Genomic DNA, 17,857 nt, shown 5'->3' on the forward strand with positions numbered 1-17,857 from the left:
GACCGAGCGGGCCACCTTGGTGGGTTCGAAGACGTCCACCGGGGAGGGCTTGCCGGTGTCGATCTGGCAGAAATCGCAGCGCCGGGTGCATTCGGAGCCGCCGATCAGGAACGTGGCTTCCTTGTCTTCCCAGCACTCGAAGATGTTCGGGCAGCCGGCCTCCTCACACACGGTGTGGAGGCCTTCCTTCTTGACCAGGTTCTTGAGCTGGACGAACTCCGGGCCCATCTGGACCTTGGCCTTGATCCATTCCGGCTTGCGCTCCACCGGGGTGGCCGCGTTCCGCTGCTCAATGCGCAGCATCTTCCGGCCTTCTGGTGCCAGTGTCACAGTAGAGCTCCTTCGGGGGTTGCAACTAGGGCGTCTTCATTCTTGCGCAGTTCTTCGGTGATCCGCGAAACGAGGTCTGCCGGGGCGACGTCCCGGCCGGTCTCCCGGGCGATGGTGGTCACGCCGGCATCGGTGATTCCGCACGCGATGATCTGGCCGTACGGGGCCAAATCATTGTTGCAGTTGATAGCGAATCCATGCATGGTCACGCCCTCGTTGACGCGGATGCCGATGGCAGCGATCTTGCGGGCGGGACCCTTGTCGTCCTCGGCGATCCAGACGCCGGCACGGCCCTTGATCCGGACGGCGGTGATGCCGTAGTCGGCGAGGACGGCGATGATCACGGCCTCAAGCCGTTCGACGTAGTCCCGGATTCCGGCTTTGTTCTTCAGCTTGATGATGGGGTACCCAACGAGCTGGCCGGGGCCGTGCCACGTCAGCTTGCCGCCGCGGTCCACCGCCACCACCGGGGTGCCGTCGAATGGGCGCTCGTGGTCTTCCGTGCGTTTACCTGCGGTGTAAACGGCGGCGTGTTCGAGCAGGAGTACTGTGCTGGGGGCCTTGCCGGCCAGGACATTCTCGTGGATTTCGCGCTGGAGATCCCAGGCATGCGTGTAATCCACAAATTCCGGGGCGAGACCCAGCTGTGTGAACTCAAGAGTCATGGCATCCAGCTTAGACCCCGGGCGCAATCCTGCCCGATACTGTGCCCAAGCTCTCATCCGGCTGCGGGCCGGCTCACGCCTGCGCCGCCTGTGGATAACTTCTGCAGGATGCCGCCGTTTCCGGTAATCCTTAAGCCATGGACGAGGTGGGGCAGGAAACGGGGCAGTCCGGCGGCGAACCGAGGGCAGCCGGCTATCGGGTTTGCCGCTGGCTGGGCCGCGGCGGGAGCGCTGCGGTGTGGCTTGTGACCGAGGAAGCAACCGGACGGACGCTGGCCCTGAAATGCCTGGACGCAGGCGCGGGCAACCGTGCCGCCGGGACAGGCGCCGTTCTGGAGGAGGACCTCCGCCGGGAAATCCTAATCATGTCCGTCCTTGACCACGAGCACCTGGTTAAGGCCCACGACGTCGTTCGGATCGTCGAACCGGGAGGCGACGGGGTGGGGCTGCTCATGGACTATGCCTCCGGCGGTTCACTGGGCCAGCTCATCCGCGCCCGCGGCAGGCTCAGCGTCGGCGAAACCGTGACCGTGCTGACGCCTGTCGCGCAGGTTCTCGGCTACCTCCACGGCAGGGGATTCACCCATTCCGACGTCTCTCCCGGAAACGTGCTGTTCTCCGCGCACGGCAAGCCGCTGCTCGCAGACCTCGGCGTGGCACGGATGGTGGGGGATCCCTCCGGCGCTGCGGACCTTGGTACTGACGGCTTCACTGATCCTGCTCCGGTGGATGCCGTCCGGGCAGGGCTGCAGCCTGAACGCGACGTCTATGCTGTGGCAGCCCTCGGCTGGTACTGCCTCACCGGCGCGCCACCCCTTCCGGCGGCCGACAGGCCCCCGCTTTCGGTGCTCGTTCCGGAAGTCCCGGCTGAATTGGCAGCGGCGCTGGAGGCGGGCCTGAGCGAAGACCGGAGGCAGCGGCCGGCCGCCCCGGAACTCGCCACCGCCATTTACCGCAGCGCCCGCGCTACCCCCGTGGACCTGTCCAGCTCCGTGCACGCGACGGTGCTGCCCGAACTCCTGACGCGCCGGCAGGGCCCGCCGTCCGGCCCCCGCCGGGACCGCGTCCGGGCCTGGGGGAGGCGCCTGTCCACTTCCCCGTTGATTCTCGCTGTCAGGCAGCGGCGCGGCGGTGGCCGTCCTGTCCCGGAGCCGGCCCCCGCGCCGCCCCGCCATGCCAGGCGGGCCGCAACGGAGAGTCAGCAGCTCTCCTCCCGGCGGTCAGCAACTGCCGGTCCGCGCCGTCGTCGCACCGCCGCATGGGCCGGCTTTGTGACGGCTTCGGCCGTCGCCGGAGCATTCCTGCTGGTGCCGTGGGGGCAGTCGGCGGACCACATCCAGGGAGGAACTGCCGGACGCCCGCCCGTGGTCGGGACCGCGCCTGCTGCTCCGGGACCGGAGCCGGGATCGGCAACGGTCCCCGATGCCGTGCGGAGCCAGCTACGGGCGGGAAATCCGGCTGAAGCAGTCAAGGGATTGGCCTGGTTGCGGTCGATGGCCTTCAGGGATGGAAAGCCGGAGCTGTTGGACGAGGTCAATGCGCGTAACTCGCCGGCGGCGGAGGCCGACCGCAAGATCAGCGCGCGGCTGCAGGATTCCGGGAGCGTCCTGGCCGGGTTCACCACGAGCCTCACCTCGGTCCGGACCTTGCAGGAAAGCACGAAGGCCAGGGCGGTGGTCGCGCTGACGTCGGCCACGTCCGGATACGAGGAGCGGCTGGCCGACGGCACGGTGGTCGCCGTTGGCGGTCCGCAGCCGGGCGCGGAGCTGCGCCTGATCCTTGTCCCCGTGAACGGGATGTGGCGGATTGCCGACATCCTGCCCGCGGCATGACCGCACCGCGCCGGCGGCAGGACGACGTCGGGCCTGCGGTCAGGAGCCGCCGACCACCCAGCTGGCGGCGCCCTGGACCGAAGGATGCTGCCACCTGAACCCGTCGCCCCGCAACAGTGCGGGCTCCATCCGCTGGCTGGCGAGCAGGAGCTCGTCCGCCAGCTTGCCCATGACCAGCCGCAGCGCGGGCGCCGGCACACGGAGCAGTGCCGGCCGGTGCAGCGCCGCGGCGAGCTCGGTCACCAGGGTATTGACGTCGGCGGCCTGCGGCGCTGAGACGTTGACCGGGCCGGAGAGGGCGGACGTCATGAGGAAAGCGAAAGCGGAGGAAATGTCCGGAAGAGTGATCCACGGCCAGTACTGGCGGCCGTTGCCCAGGGGGCCGCCAAGGCCTGCACGCAGCAGCGGCAGGAGCCGGCCCAGCGCACCTCCGGACCTGCTCAGCACTACGGCCGAGCGGGGAGTCACCACACGGACGCCCGGCGGCGCCTCACGGGCTGCGGCCTCCCACTCAACGCAGATCCGTGCCATGATGCCGGCGCCCGCGGGTGATTCCTCCGTGACAAGGTTCTGCCCGGCGTTGCCGTAATATCCGGCGCCGGACTGGCTGATGAAGATTTTCGGCGGAGCGTCGAGGTGGCGCATCGCTGCCGTGAGTGTCCGGGTGGGGTCGAGCCGTGAGCGGAAAAGTTCGTCGATTCGGCCGCGCGTCCACGGCTTGTCGCCGATGCCGGCCCCGCAGAGGTTGATGACCGCGTCGGCACCCTCAAGGCAGGCCGGGTCAAGGCTGCCGGCCGCAGGATCCCACCGGACTTCGGCCGCGGCGTTGGGCGGCCTCCGGACCAGCCGCGTGACGTCGTGTCCGTCCGAGATGAGGCGGGAGGAGAGATCGGATCCGATGAGCCCCGAGGAGCCGGCCATGACGATTCGCATGATCCATCTCACCATGTCCCGGCACGGTACGGCACCTCCCGGAAGCCTCTGTTGACTTTGACTATGATCGAACGATGACCTCTTCGAGCTACTTCCGATTCCCGCATGTTCACGGCGATCTGGTCACGTTTGTGGCCGAGGACGACGTCTGGATCGCGCCGCTCGACGGTGGCCGCGCCTGGCGCGTCTCCTCGCTCCAGTTGCCGGCCCGCAATCCCCGGTTCACCCCGGACGGCAAGCGGCTGGTCTGGACGGTCGTGCAGGGAACAGCCCCCGAAGTTGTCATCGCCGACGTCGACGGCGGCGGATACCGCCAGCTGACCTTCTTTGGCCACAGCACCACGAGGGTAAAGGGCTTTACGCCGGCAGGAGACGTCGTCGTCACCAGCGCGTTCCGGCAGGCGGAGAGCCGCCACACGCATGCCTACCGGCTGTCCACCGACGGCGGCTGGGCCGAGGAGCTCCCGTTCGGGCCGGTTGAATCCGTGGCCTTCGGGCCTGTTGTCGGAGATGAAAAGCCGGTGGTTCTGGGCAGCGTCCTGTCCCGCGAACCGGCGTGGTGGAAGCGCTACCGCGGCGGCACAGCCGGCAAGCTGTGGATCGACGCCGACGGCAACGGCGAGTTTGAACGGTTGCTGCCGGACCTTGACGGTAACCTGGCCGATCCCATGTGGGTGGACGGGCGGATCGCGTTCCTTTCGGACCACGAAGGCTACGGCAACCTCTATTCGGTGCTGCCCGGCGGCACAGACCTCCGGCGCCACACGGACCACGAAGACTTCTATGTGCGCCACGCATCCACCGACGGCAAACGGGTCATTTTTGAATCCGCCGGCGAGCTGTGGATCCTCCCTGACCTGGCATCCGAGGCCGTCCGGCTGGAGATCAAGCTCGGATCCGCCTCGCAGGGCCGGCGTCCCGCCATGCTCAAGGCCGCCAAGCACCTCGGCGACGTCCGCCCGGACAGCACCGGAGCCGCCAGCGCCGTCGAGGCCCACGGCACCGTCCACTGGCTGCGGCACAAGGACGGGCCGTCCCGGGTCGTCGAAGCCACTCCGGGCGTCCGCGCCCGGCTTCCGCGCCCCCTGACGGACGGACGCATCGCCTACGTCGCCGACCTTGACGGCGACGAGTCCCTGTTCATCAAGGAGATTGCTCCGCAGCTGGAAGTGCAGGCAGAGGCGCCGGTTTCCCCGATGGCGCCCGACACGGCGCAGCAGGACCCGGCGTCCTCCGGAGTCTCCCTGCCGCTTCCCGTGTCCGCGGCCGGACTTGTTGGCCACGGCACCGGGCTGACGGTCGCCGATGACTCGGCGGCGGACGTCGCTCCCGCCGCCGCGGCGGAGGACCAGGCCGGCCGGCCGGGAACGGCACCGGCAGGCCCGGCCTCGCTGAAGATTTCCTTCCCGAAGCCGTCGCGGGCCAGCGCCATGGAGACGAGCCCCGACGGCCGCTGGGTGGCGGTCGGCACGGCGTTCGGCGACGTTTTCCTGGCCGACGCGCGCGACGGGACCATCACGGCCGTGACGAGCATCGGCGAAGGCAGCATCGAGGACCTGTGCTGGTCACCGGACTCCGCATGGCTGGCGTGGTCGGAACCCGTAACGTCGTTCGGCTCCCGCAGCCGCCTGCGCCTCGTCCCGGTTGCCGCCGGGCAGTCCGGGATCGTTGAGGTGACCGACGGTCGCTTCCGTGACGAGTCGCCGTCGTTCACGCCGGACGGAAAGTTCCTCGCATTCCTGTCCAACCGCAGTTTTGATCCCGTGTACGACGGGCATTCCTTTGACCTGTCCTTCCCCAGCCCGATCAAGCCCTACCTGGTGGCGCTTGCGGCGGAGACAGCATCACCCTTCGGTCCCAGCGTGGACCTCTCCGTCGAAGCGGATTCAGCACCGGTGGGGGCGGAAGAACAGCCCGGACAGCCCGCCACAGTCAGGGTGGACGCCGACGGCCTGTCACACCGGGTCATCAGCGTGCCCGTCCCGCAGGGCAACTACTCGTCACTGACGGCTGCCGAAGGTGCCCTGCTGTGGCTGGACAGCCCCCTCGCCGGCGTCACCGGCGATGGCAGGGCGAGCCTGGAGGACAAGGACGCTGCGCCCGGCCTGGTCCGGTTCGACCTTGCCAAGCGCAAGACAGCCACTATCGTCGAGGCGCTCGACAGGTACCGGGTGTCCGGCGACGGCAAAAAAGTGGTGCTGGTCCACGACAAGCAGGTCCGGGTGGTGCCCTCCGACGTGAAGGCGGATGAGGAGTCCGGCCAGCTGGTCAAGGTGGACCTGACGAGGATCCGCGTCCTGATGGACCCCCTCAGCGTCTGGGGCCAGGCCTTCGACGAGGCATGGCGGCTGCAGCGCGACTTCTTCTGGACCGAGGACATGGCGGGCCAGGACTGGGCCTCAATCCACAAGCGCTACCGGCCGCTGGTCGACCGGCTGGGCTCGCACGACGACCTCGTGGACCTGCTGTGGGAGCTTCACGGCGAGCTTGGCACCTCCCACGCCTACGTCCGGCCCGCGGCCGCGACCGAGAACGGCAGCAACGGCCAGGGGCGCCTTGGCGCCGACCTGGCGTTCACGGGGGAGGGCTGGGAGATTGTCCGCATCCTAGCCGGCGAATCCTCGGATCCGCTGGCAACATCGCCGCTGACCCGCCCCGGAGCCGACGCCAAGGCCGGGGACGTCCTGCTCGCGATCGACGGTGTCCGGCTGACGGAAACCCTCACACCCGCCATGCAGCTGGTCGGCGCGGCCGGCCGTGCGGTGGAACTCACCATCCGCAACGGAGCAGGTCACGGCCCGGCAGCAGGAGCCCAGCGGCGCATCGCCGTCATTCCGATCAAGGACGAAGAACGGCTCCGCTACCAGGACTGGGTCTCCGCGAACCGGCGCACCGTCCGCGAAGCCTCGGGCGGAAGCTTCGGATATCTGCATGTCCCGGACATGATGGCCAACGGCTGGGCGCAGCTCCACCGCGACCTGGACACCGAAACGGCGCTGGACGGGCTCATCGTTGACGTGCGCCGCAACCGCGGCGGGCACACCTCCCAGCTGGTGGCCGAGCTGATCGGTCGCAAGGTGACCGGCTGGAGCATGCCGCGCGGCGAGAAGCCGCGGACCTACCCGCACCACGCACCGCGGGGGCCGGTCATTATCCTGGCCGACGAATTCGCCGGTTCCGATGGCGACATCATCACCCAGGTGTCGAAGCTGCGCGGGATCGGCCCCGTGATCGGGACCCGCACCTGGGGCGGAGTGGTCGGCATCGACAGCCGCTTTACGCTGGCCGACGGCACCGGGGTGACCCAGCCGCGCTACGCCACCTGGTTCGCCGGCGGCGTGGGCTGGAGCGTCGAGAACTACGGTGTTGCGCCGGACATCGAGGTGACGTTCCCGCCGCACGCCTACGCGGCAGGACGCGACCCGCAGCTGGAGTACGGAATCGGCGCCCTGAAGGAAATGGTCCAGGAGCTTCCCACAGACCGGCCGCCGGCCCGCGAAGGCTACCGCCGGCTGCGCCCGGAGCCGCTGCCGGCCCGCCGGCCCGCGGACGGCTGACGCCCCGGGCGCCCCTGAACCGCACATACAAAAGGCCCCGTTCCCGGCTGGATTCTCCAGACCGGGACGGGGCCTTTTGCTGTGCGGCCCGGCCGCTAAGCAGCCTGGCCCGAAATTAGGAAGCGGCGAGCGTGGCGTCCAAGGTGATGTCGATGCTGGCGAGGGCACCGGAAACAGGGCAGCCGACCTTGGCTTCCCCGGCGATCTTCTGGAATTCCTCTTCGGAAATGCCTGGGACCTTCGCGTTCAGGGTCAGGTGGCTGCCGGTGATGCCGGTGCCCGGCACGAACGTGACGTCCGCCTTGGTGTGCACCTCTTCCGGGGTGTGGCCGGCCTGGGCCAGCGCGTGGCTGAAGGCCATGGAGAAGCAGGCGGAGTGGGCTGCGGCGATCAGCTCTTCCGGGCTGGTCTTGCCTTCTGACGCCTCCGTGCGCGCCTTCCAGGTGACCTCATAGGTGCCCAGTCCGGAGCTGTCGAGCGTCGTGTTGCCGGCACCCGTAATCAGGTCGCCGTTCCATACAGTGTGTGCGGTGCGTGTTGCTGCCATGTCCACTCCTTAGCTTGGGTTCAATCAGGACCCGGCTGACGCCCGATCCTTCCTGCACAATCCTATGGATTAGCCGGCGCGGGCGCACGGGTTGTCCGCTGTCAGAGGATTATGACCGGCCGCGGTAGGCGGCGGCAGGCTAACGCGAAGAACGACGACGGCGACGCCCCCGCGGTGGGTGCGTCGCCGTCGTCGTATGGAAAAAGTGGCTGTCAGTTCCAGAGGGTGGCGATGGCCACGTTCAGCAGCGCCAGGCCGCCGACGCTGTGTGCCAGGCCGGCTGAGATGTCCTCGCCCTTCTTGTACTTCCGGCGGCCCATAAAGGCCAGTACGCCGACGGCCAGGGCGATGGCGAACTTGATGCCCAGCTTGAAGTAGTTGGCGTCCATGTCGAGCGCCGGAATCAGGCCCATCATGACGATGCCGGTGATGATCTGGAGAGCCGCGCCGTCAAACTGCCGGGGGTGGACGGTGGGCTTCTTCATGTTGCCGATCCAGATGCCGACGATCATCGCGGCGCCGACGATGTGCAGGAAGACCATGATGTTATAGACGATTATCATGGCATCAGTCTAGCCAGATGTTTCTACGCTTCGTAGTAAGCCCGGGCGTGGGTCGGAACGCGACCAGCAGCAACGGAAAACGGCGGCGGCCGCCGGGTCTGCCGGTGGTTTCCCACCGTGTCCCGGACGGCCGCCGCCGCCGAAATTCCGGAGCTTAGAGTCCCAGATCCGCTTCGAACGCGCCCTCTTCAAGGCGGGCCTTGAGGGACTGCAGGAAGCGGCCTGCATCGGCGCCGTCCACCAGGCGGTGGTCGTACGTCAGGGACAGGTACATCATGGAACGGATGGCGATCGAGTCGTCGCCGTTCTCATCGGCCACCACCACGGGGCGCTTGACGATCGCACCGGTGCCAAGGATGCCCACCTGCGGCTGGTTGATGATCGGGGTGTCGAACAGGGCGCCGACGGATCCGATGTTGGTGATGCTGAACGTGCCGCCGGACAGCTCGTCCGGGCCGATCTTGCCGTCGCGGGTGCGGCCGGCCACATCTGCGATCTTGCCCGCCAGGCCGGCCAGGTTAAGGTTGCCGGCATCGGAGATGACCGGGACCAGCAGGCCCTTGTCGGTGTCCACCGCGATCGCCAGGTGCTCGGCGTTGTGGTAGGTGATTTCCTGCTTGTCCTCGTCGTACGCAGCGTTGAGCTTCGGGTGCTGCTTGAGGGCCTCGGCCACTGCCTTGGCAATGAACGGCAGGAAGGTGAGCTTGACGCCGTTCTGGGCCTGGAACGAGTTCTTGGCCTTGAGGCGCAGCTTGGCGATCTTGGTCATGTCCACTTCGTGCACCTGCGTGAGCTGGGTGGAGATCTCGAGGGACTCGCGCATGCGGCGGGCAATGACCTGGCGGATGCGCGGGGCCTTCTGCGTCGTGCCGCGCAGCGATGATGCCGCAGCGGACGGAGCGGCGGAAGCGGCGGGGGCCGCCGGCGCTGCAGCCGGCGCTGCCTTGGCCTCGGCGGCAGCGAGCACGTCCTGCTTGCGGATGCGCCCGCCCACTCCGGTGCCGGTGAGGGAGGAGATGTCCACGCCCTGCTGGTTGGCAAGCTTGCGCACCAGCGGAGTGACGTAGCCGGACTCGGCGCCGGCCGCAGGTGCCTCGGCCGGGGCAGCAGCAGGAGCGGCAGCCGGAGCAGCAGGTGCCTGGGCGGCAGGTGCCGGAGCTTCTTCCTTGGCCGGAGCCGGGGCAGGTGCCTCGGCCGGCTTCTCGGGTGCAGCAGCCGGCGCTTCGGCCGCCTTCTCGGGAGCAGCGGCGGGTGCGGGTGCGGCGGCCGGGGCAGCAGCGCCGGAGCCGATGACCGCGAGGACGGAGCCGACCTCGGCCGTTTCGTCTTCGTTGACGCGGATTTCCTGGAGCGTGCCGGCAACAGGCGACGGGATCTCGGTGTCCACCTTGTCCGTGGAGACCTCGAGGAGCGGCTCATCCACTGCAACGGTGTCGCCGATGGCCTTGAGCCAGCGGGTCACAGTGCCCTCCGTGACGCTCTCGCCCAGTGCGGGGAGGGTCACTTCGTGGCCTTCGCCGGACGCGGCGGGAGCCTCTTCGGCGGCGGGAGCCTGCTCGGCGGGTGCCTCGGCGGCGGGTGCTTCCTCGGCAGGCGCCTCTTCGGCGGCCGGTGCTTCCTCGGCCGGAGCGGCTTCGGCGGGGGCGGACCCGCCGCCTGAACCGTCACCGATGCGGACCAGCGGAGCACCAACTTCTGCGGTTTCGTCTTCGGCAACGAGGATTTCCTCGATGACGCCGGCGATCGGAGAGGGGATTTCAGTGTCTACTTTGTCGGTGGAGACTTCGAGCAACGGCTCGTCCACCTCTACCCGGTCACCTACCTGCTTGAGCCAGCGGGTGACGGTTCCTTCGGTGACGCTCTCACCGAGGGCGGGCAAGTTAACGGATTCAGACATGTCGTCCCCGTTCTCCTTATTGATCTTTAGTGCGGATGATTGCTGGCTTGTTCGAGCTTAGTGCACCCTGCGGATCATGCCGGGTGCACTAAGCCCTGTTGTTTTGCGGAGCTGCGTTAGCCGTGGAGGGCTTTGCCCGCGAGGGCGAGGTGGGCTTCGCCCAGCGCCTCGTTCTGGGTCGGGTGGGCGTGCAGCAGCTGGGCCACATCCTCCGGGTAGGCTTCCCAATTCACGATCAGCTGGGCTTCGCCGATCTGCTCACCCATGCGGGAGCCGATCATGTGGACGCCGACGACGGGGCCGTCCTTCTGGCGGACCAGTTTGACGAGGCCGCCGGTGCCGAGGATGGAGCTCTTGCCGTTGCCGGCGAGGTTGTATTCCTGGGTCTCGACCTGGTCCTCGCCGAACTTTTCCTTGGCGCCCTTTTCCGTGTAGCCCACAGTGGCGATTTCAGGCTCGCAGTAGGTGACCTTCGGGATGTTGACGTCCTCGACGATGACGGGCTTCAGGCCGGCAATTTCTTCGGCGACGAAGATGCCCTGCTGGTAGCCTCGGTGCGCCAGCTGGACACCGGGAACGATGTCGCCCACGGCGTAGACGTTGCCGACGCCGGTGTGCAGGCGCTCGTTGGTGATGACGAACCCGCGGTCGATGGTGACGCCGGCCTCTTCATAGCCGAGGTTGGCCGTGACGGGGCCGCGGCCAACGGCGACCAGGAGGAGTTCGGCTTCAAACGTCTTGCCGTCAACCAGCGTGACCTTGACGCCGTTGTCGTTCTGCTCGACGCCCTGGAAGAAGGTGCCGGTGGAGAATTTGATGCCGCGCTTCTTGAAGGCCCGCTCGAGGCTCTTCACGATGGTGGCGTCTTCGTTCGGGACCAGCGAGGGCAGGCCTTCGACGATCGTGACGTCCACGCCGAACGACTTCCACACTGAAGCGAACTCGACGCCGATCACGCCGCCGCCCAGGACGATGACGCTCTTGGGGATGTAGTCCATGGTCAGCGCTTCGTCCGAAGTGATGACGCGGCCGCCGATTTCAAGGCCGGGAAGCGAACGGGAGTAGGAGCCCGTGGCGAGGACGATGTTCTTGCCCTTATAAGCGGTGCCGTTGACGACGACGGTGTCGGTGCCCTGGAGCTTGCCCTCACCTTCGATGACGGTGATGCCCTTGGACTTGATGAGGCCCTGCAGTCCCTTGAACTTACCGGCGACGATTCCGTCCTTGTAGGCGTTGACGGCCGTGATGTCGATGCCGTCCAAGGTGACGTTCACGCCGTACTTGGCGGAGTCGCGGGCGTGGTCAGCCAGTTCGGCCGAGTGCAGCAGCGCCTTGGTGGGGATACAGCCGTTGTGCAGGCAGGTCCCGCCCAGCTTGCCCTTCTCCACGAGGCCGACAGTGAAGCCAAGCTGAACGGCCCGGAGGGCCGTGGCGTATCCGCCGCTGCCGCCACCGAGTACCAGGATGTCGAATTCTTGCGCAGTTGCCTGATCGGCCACTTAGACGCTCCCTCGCGTGAACGATGACACGAGAGTACGCATCATCTGGTCTTGGAACTTGCTCTGCCGTGATTATGCCAGCAGGCCGGTTCCCTTTCATTTGTGACTACCGTGGTTCACCTTAGCGAACCACTTATCCATGCTCCACCTTGCCGGGACATTTGTGGAGCGCTTGTGTCGAGTGTCACGCGGCTGTGTGGCGGGCGGATCACGCCGCCCGTCACACAGCCGCGTCACCGGTCAGGCCGCGGCCAGGAGATCCTCAACGTAGGCCACCAGCGTGCGCACCGTGCAGCCGGTGCCCTGTTTCGGTGTGTAGCCGTAGGGCGCGCCGTTGTTGAAGGAGGGGCCCGCGATGTCGATGTGCGCCCACGGGATGGGCTGGCCGTCCTTGCCCTTCCCCACGAACTCGCGCAGGAACACCGCCGCGGTCATCATGCCGCCGTGACGCTCGCCGATGTTGGCCAGGTCCGCCACCTGCGAATCGATGCTGGGCCGCAGTTCCTCCGGCAGCGGCATGGGCCAGACGAGCTCCCCTGCACGGTCCGCCGCCGCCTTGAGCGGGCCGGTGACGCTGTCCGCACCCATGACACCTGCCGTGCGGTTTCCGAGCGCGATCAGCTGCGCCCCTGTCAGCGTGGCGACGTCGATGATGGCGTCCGGGTATTCCTGGCTCGCCGCGACAATGCCGTCCGCCATGACCAGCCGGCCCTCGGCGTCGGTGTTGAGGACTTCAACGGTTTTCCCGCCGAACATCGTGAGGACGTCGGCCGGACGGGACGCCGCGCCGGACGGCATGTTCTCCGCGATGCAGAGCCAGGCGGTTGCCTTGACCGGAAGGCCCAGGCCCGCGAGGGCCAGCACTGTATTAAGGACGACGGCGGCACCGGCCATGTCGCTCTTCATGTCGCCCATGCCGAGGGCCGGCTTGATGGAGATGCCACCGGTGTCGAAAGTGATGCCCTTGCCCACGAGTGCGATCTTCCGGGTGGCCTTCGCCGGCGCATACTCCACCTTGACGAGGCGGGGCTGGCGGGCCGAGCCCTTGCCGACGCCCATGATGCCGCCGAAGCCTTCCTTCTCGAGGCGCTTCTCGTCCCACACCGTGACCTTGACGGGCAGGCCCTTGGACAGTTCCTTGGCCGCTTCGGCGAAAGATTCGGGGTAGAGGTGGCTCGGCGGCTGGTTCACCAGCGAACGGGTGGCGTTGACTGCCCGGCCGAGGAGGCCGGCGCGCTTAAAAGCGGGTTCGAGCTGCTTGTCGCCGGCCAGCTCGGTGAAGATGGCCACGTTGCTGACCGGTTCCTTGAGGCCGTCCTTGGAGGACCGGTGCTCGGTGAAGGAGTAGGCTCCCAGCGCGGCGCCTTCGGCGACAGCCGCCACGTCGGCGACATCCGCCGTCGGGAAGGCCAGTGTGACAGACGAGAGCCCGGCGAGCTGGCGGACGGCGGAGCCTGCAGCGCGGCGCAGGGCCTCGCCGGACAACCGCTGGCCGTTGCTGACCTTGCCGACTCCCGCCAGCACCAGGACTCCGGAACCCGTCTCGGGGAGCCCAGGCAGGCGGACTGCCTGGTCCGCGGCCCCGGTGATGCCAAGAACCTTCAACGAATCGGCCAGGGCCTCGGCCGACTTCGCCGTCAGCGGATTCTCCAGCAGGACAGGACCGTCCGCCCCCTGGCCGACGCCGATGACAACTGCGTCGCTGGCTGCCTTCTTCAGGTCCCGCGCAATGGCACTAAGGTTGATTTCAGTATTCTTGACCACGAGGATCAGTCCTCAATTCTCTGTGATTATTTCGGGCAGGAAGTGCATGTTAGGCGCCCTGCCATGGGTACCCGGCCGCGGTCCGTGTGGGAGGCCGCCGGCAGCAGTGGCCCTCAGTGAAGGCCAGTTCCGATCGTAGTCTCTCGGCGGCGCAGGAGCCGGATTCATTGAGAGCCGCGCCACAGCAGGATGAGGAATTCCGTATGGTTGCCCAGCGTTATGGACATTAACCCTCCGACCACGAAAGGAACTCGCCGTGTTTGAACGGATTTCCGGCTCGCTGCTGGACCCCGATGCGCTCTATGCCAAGAACATTGAGCTGTTCCACAGCCCCGAATTGCGCGGGCTGAATCTGGTGATGGGATTTACCGGTTTTGCCGACGCCGGCCATGTGGTCAGGCAGATCACGGCCGAGCTCCTCGACACCCTCGATTCCGAACGCGTTGCTGTGTTCGATGCCGACCAGCTGATCGATTACCGTTCCCGGCGCCCCCACGTGTCCTTCGTGGAGGACCATTTGCAGGACTACCAGGCCCCCAGCCTGGCGCTGTACCGGCTGGTTGACGGGCTGGGGAGTCCGTTCCTGTTCCTCGGCGGATTTGAGCCGGATCTGCAGTGGGAACGCTTCGCCCGGGCCGTTGTGCACATTGTGGAGGAACTGGACGTCAACCTTGTGACGTGGATCCACTCCATCCCCATGCCGGTGCCGCACACGCGGCCGGTGGGCGTGACGGTGCACGGCAACCGCCCCGAACTCATCGAGGGCATCTCGGTCTGGAAGCCGACCGTCGAAGTTCCTGCCGCCGTGGGGCATGTGCTGGAGCTCCGCCTGACGGAGGCGGGACGGAACGTCGCCGGCTACGTCATTCACGTTCCGCACTATCTCGCCGAAGCCGAATACCCCACCGCGGCCGTGGCGGGACTTGAGTATCTCGGTGCTGCCACGTCGCTGATGCTCCCCACGGACAGGCTCCGGGAATCCGGGCGCGAAGTGGGCCGGCAGATTGCCGAGCAGATCGAGGCCTCCGAAGAGGTGCAGCAGGTGGTGTCCAAGCTGGAGGCCCGCTACGACGAGAAGGCGGAGGGCACGGTGCGGCGATCCCTGCTGGCAGACGAGAACGACGAACTGCCCGACGGCGATGCGCTCGGTGCGGCCGTGGAGGCCTACTTGGCCCGCGAAAATCCGGCTCAATAAGCCGTCAATAAAATACGATTTTTGCGGCGTCCGGGCATAATGTAAGGGTGACTGCACCCCGCGCCTGGCTCGTTTGGTCGATCGGCATTTTTTCGTACCTGGTGGCTGTGACCCAGCGTACGTCGTTCGGCGTGGTCGGCCTCGAGGCGACGGAGCGGTTCCATGCCAGTGCTTCGGCGATTTCGTTCTTCACTGTCCTCCAGTTGCTCGTATACGCGGGACTGCAGATTCCGGTGGGCGTGCTGGTGGACAGGTTCGGCTCCCGGGCGATGATTGCCGGCGGAGCAGTGCTCATGGGGCTCGGCCAACTGCAGCTCGCTTTCGCTGACAGCGTTCCGGCCGGCGTGCTGGGCCGCGTCCTGGTGGGCGCCGGCGACGCCATGACGTTTATCTCGGTCATCCGGCTGATCCCGCTCTGGTTCGCCCCCGCCCGGGTGCCGCTGCTGACGCAGCTCACCGGCATGTCCGGGCAGCTCGGGCAGCTGATCAGCGTGGTGCCGTTCGCCCTGATGCTGCATTCGGCTGGCTGGACGCCCGCCTTCCTGTCCCTGGCAGGACTGTCCGGAGTCGCCGTCGTACTGGTGGTCCTGCTGCTGCAGGACCTTCCGCACGGCACTCCTGCCCAGCCAGCGACGAAAGGCCTGCGCGCCACCGGCGTGTCCCTTTCCCGGGCCTGGAAGCAGCCGGGCACCAGGCTTGGCCTGTGGAGCCACTTCACCATCCAGTTCAGCGGCACCGTCTTTGCCATGACCTGGGGTTATCCGTTCCTGATTTCGGCCCAGGGGCTCGACGCCAGCACGGTTGCCTCGCTCATGGCCCTGTACGTGGCGGGCGCCATCGGTGCCGGTCCGGTGATCGGCCGCTTCGTTTCGCGGCACCCGCTCCGGCGTTCCACCATGGTTCTCCTCATTGCCGGCGCCACCGCCGCAGCCTGGGCCGCCGTACTGCTCTACCCGGGCCGCTCGCCCCTGTGGCTCCTGGCCGGCCTCATTGTTGTGCTGGCCATCGGAGGGCCGGGGTCCATGATCGGCTTCGACTTCGCCCGCACGTTCAACCCGGCCCACCGGATCGGTACTGCCACGGGCATCGTCAACGTCGGCGGGTTCATCGCCGCCCTTGTGGCGATCTACCTGATCGGCGCGGTGCTGGACATCCTGTATGCCACGGGGTTCTCCAACGGGGTGCTGTACGGCCTGGAGCCGTTCCGCGTCGCCCTGTCCGTGCATTTCCTGCTGATCGGAATCGGCGCCGTCGCCATGCTGGTGGTCCGCCGCAAAGTGCGCCGCCAGATGGCGGCCCAGGGCGTGGTGGTGCAGCCGCTGCTCAAGGCCATGGCCGAACAGCGCAGGGCGAAGAACATCCGGCGCAACACGCCGTCCCGCGACTAATACCGCAAGACGCCGTCACGCAGCCCGCGGTCTCCAGACCGGCACTGTCCCTCCACAAACGGGCCGTATTCACATAGCCAAAAATATTCACATAGCCAAAGTCCTGCATACCGGGCGGTAACTAACTGGCCGAAGCTGGATGCATGACAGCACCCCAGCACCTCACCATCACCGGCCCCGAAGACATCCTCGGCTACGTTCCGCACAGCCTGGGTTATTGGCCGTCCCGCAGCCTGGTGGCCATGACCATGCAGGGCAAGCGCCTCGGAGCCACGCTCCGGGTCGATCTGCCCGCCACCGGATCCCGCCGCGAACGGGAACACTTCGCCCGGACCGTGGCCGGCTACCTGCTGGCAGACGACCACGCCGACGGCTCCCTGCTGATGTTCTTCACGAATGACGGCTGGGCGGCCGCCGCCGGGCCGGGGGAATCCGTCCAGGGTGCAGGCCGGCTGCTGATGGCTGATCTTGAATGTGCGCTCGGACTCGCCGGGATGCCAGTGCGGGATGCCTGGTACGTCGGCGATGAGTACTGGCGCAACGCCTACTGCACTGACGCCGGCTGCTGCCCGCTGCCCGGCCGCCCTGTGGCTGAGATCCGCGACAGCCGCCTCAACGCCGAGATGGTGTTCCTTGGCAGCAGTGTCGGGGCGCCGCCCGGAACATCCCCGGCCGGGGACCATATCCCGCAGGCTACGCAGGACCAAGCCGTGGAGGCCGCCGAACAGCGCTGGGCCGGCGAGCTTGACAGCAGGCGGGCCAGCAGGCCCCAGTTCGAACGGGTCCTGGACGTGTGGCAAAGGGTGCTGGCGGCCGCACCCGCCGCACCCGGCGGACCCGGCGCCGGCCTTCCGCCGGAAATGGCCGGATTCCTGCGGGCCTGCCTGTGCGTGCCGGCGTGGCGTGACGCCGTCCTGGTCATGGCGGCCGCGGGACGTCCAGCGGCTGAGGCAGGCGCGGAGGAATTCGGGATCTTCTCGGCGCGGACACCCCTGCCGGTGTCCGGTCCGGCACTGTCTGATCGGTCCCCGTGCGATCCGGTTCCGTCGGGTTTGCCCGCGCCGGCAGTCCGGCCTGACCCTGCCGGCGGCAGCGACGGCCGTGCAGACCAAGGCGCGCCCTCCGGTTGCGGATCCGCGCCCGTGCCCGGATACGGCGAAGTCCTCCTGGGCCTGAGCCCCGCGCTGCCCGACTGGGAGACGATGAAGCGGCTCGAGGACCTGATGCTTCAGCTGTCGTCCCGCGGGCCGGGGGAAGCGCGGGCTGCGGCGCTGACGGCAAAAGGATGGATCGAATGGTGCCGGGGGAGGGGGTCCTTCGCGCACGCCTCGCTGAGTCAGGCATTGGAGGCCAGCCCGGGATACAGGCTCGCGGAACTGCTTTCCGAAGTGGTCCGCCGGGGAACCATCTGTGGCTGGGCCAGCCGCCGCGAGGCGGCCTGGCAGAAATTCGGCACCGACGCCGCCCAGGGTGGCGGATCCGCGTAAGGGGAGCCCCGCCCCCGGATTACACCCCCAGCGGCCATGACGGGGAAAACATGAGACAATGGTTGCCGAGACCCGGTTGGGTCCGTGAATCAGTGCTTGCAATTGAACCCGGAAACGGGAACATTGCGGCCGCTCCGGCAGTTCTACTTAATGGCTCTGCCAGCCGCGGTTGCACCTGATATCAATCACGGACTTGACAG

The 17,857-nt window shown here is 67.5% G+C and carries 12 protein-coding genes and 1 pseudogene; 5 read left to right on the forward strand and 8 right to left on the reverse strand.

The window, feature by feature from the left end; genetic code table 11:
- Both ABFP37_RS14400 and lipB read right to left on the reverse strand, forming a co-directional pair.
- Nucleotides 1-330: pseudogene (locus ABFP37_RS14400) on the reverse strand (lipoyl synthase); the annotation flags it as partial.
- Nucleotides 327-995: a lipoyl(octanoyl) transferase LipB gene (gene lipB / locus ABFP37_RS14405; protein WP_078026854.1), complete on the reverse strand. Its 669-nt coding sequence runs from the start codon at nt 993-995 to the stop codon at nt 327-329. The pseudogene ABFP37_RS14400 and the gene lipB, both read right to left, overlap by 4 nt.
- 137 nt (nt 996-1,132) lie before the next feature.
- Here lipB and ABFP37_RS14410 point away from each other — a divergent pair, with 137 nt between their 5' ends.
- Nucleotides 1,133-2,827 (forward strand): serine/threonine-protein kinase, encoded by a 1,695-nt coding sequence (locus ABFP37_RS14410; protein WP_347033985.1) that lies wholly within the window; start codon nt 1,133-1,135, stop codon nt 2,825-2,827.
- A gap of 39 nt (nt 2,828-2,866) precedes the next feature.
- On the opposite strand, the gene ABFP37_RS14415 is transcribed toward ABFP37_RS14410, so the two are convergent.
- Nucleotides 2,867-3,760 (reverse strand): TIGR01777 family oxidoreductase, encoded by an 894-nt coding sequence (locus tag ABFP37_RS14415; RefSeq protein ID WP_347033986.1) that lies wholly within the window; start codon nt 3,758-3,760, stop codon nt 2,867-2,869.
- A 74-nt stretch (nt 3,761-3,834) separates the two neighbouring features.
- Here ABFP37_RS14415 and ABFP37_RS14420 point away from each other — a divergent pair, with 74 nt between their 5' ends.
- Nucleotides 3,835-7,317 carry a S41 family peptidase gene (locus ABFP37_RS14420; RefSeq protein ID WP_347033987.1) on the forward strand — a complete coding sequence of 1,161 codons (3,483 nt, stop codon included), beginning with the start codon at nt 3,835-3,837 and terminating at the stop codon, nt 7,315-7,317.
- Between the two features lie 115 nt (nt 7,318-7,432).
- On the opposite strand, the gene ABFP37_RS14425 is transcribed toward ABFP37_RS14420, so the two are convergent.
- The 5 genes from ABFP37_RS14425 to ABFP37_RS14445 form a co-directional block, all read right to left on the reverse strand.
- Complete coding sequence (locus ABFP37_RS14425) at nt 7,433-7,864, reverse strand: OsmC family protein (protein ID WP_078026850.1); 432 nt, start codon at nt 7,862-7,864, stop codon at nt 7,433-7,435.
- A 212-nt stretch (nt 7,865-8,076) separates the two neighbouring features.
- A complete protein-coding gene (locus ABFP37_RS14430; protein ID WP_078026849.1) occupies nt 8,077-8,427 on the reverse strand; it encodes a hypothetical protein in 351 nt (116 codons plus the stop codon).
- A 154-nt stretch (nt 8,428-8,581) separates the two neighbouring features.
- A complete protein-coding gene (sucB, locus tag ABFP37_RS14435; protein ID WP_347033988.1) occupies nt 8,582-10,324 on the reverse strand; it encodes a 2-oxoglutarate dehydrogenase, E2 component, dihydrolipoamide succinyltransferase in 1,743 nt (580 codons plus the stop codon).
- 116 nt (nt 10,325-10,440) lie between these two features.
- The gene (gene lpdA / locus ABFP37_RS14440; RefSeq protein WP_347033989.1) at nt 10,441-11,823 is read right to left on the reverse strand and encodes a dihydrolipoyl dehydrogenase; all 1,383 of its coding nucleotides are present in this window, start codon (nt 11,821-11,823) and stop codon (nt 10,441-10,443) included.
- 240 nt (nt 11,824-12,063) lie between these two features.
- Complete coding sequence (locus ABFP37_RS14445) at nt 12,064-13,587, reverse strand: leucyl aminopeptidase (protein WP_078026846.1); 1,524 nt, start codon at nt 13,585-13,587, stop codon at nt 12,064-12,066.
- A gap of 256 nt (nt 13,588-13,843) precedes the next feature.
- Here ABFP37_RS14445 and ABFP37_RS14450 point away from each other — a divergent pair, with 256 nt between their 5' ends.
- The 3 genes from ABFP37_RS14450 to ABFP37_RS14460 all read left to right on the forward strand — a co-directional run bounded on the left by ABFP37_RS14450 (nt 13,844) and on the right by ABFP37_RS14460 (nt 17,657).
- A complete protein-coding gene (locus ABFP37_RS14450; protein WP_078026845.1) occupies nt 13,844-14,782 on the forward strand; it encodes a PAC2 family protein in 939 nt (312 codons plus the stop codon).
- Between the two features lie 47 nt (nt 14,783-14,829).
- Nucleotides 14,830-16,170 carry an MFS transporter gene (locus tag ABFP37_RS14455; RefSeq protein ID WP_078026844.1) on the forward strand — a complete coding sequence of 447 codons (1,341 nt, stop codon included), beginning with the start codon at nt 14,830-14,832 and terminating at the stop codon, nt 16,168-16,170.
- Between the two features lie 143 nt (nt 16,171-16,313).
- Nucleotides 16,314-17,657, forward strand: coding sequence for a DUF4192 domain-containing protein (locus ABFP37_RS14460; protein WP_078026843.1), 1,344 nt, complete (start codon nt 16,314-16,316; stop codon nt 17,655-17,657).
- Nucleotides 17,658-17,857 lie beyond the last annotated feature (200 nt).

This window comes from Burkholderia sp. RS01, assembly GCF_039748055.1.
GTDB lineage: Bacteria > Actinomycetota > Actinomycetes > Actinomycetales > Micrococcaceae > Arthrobacter.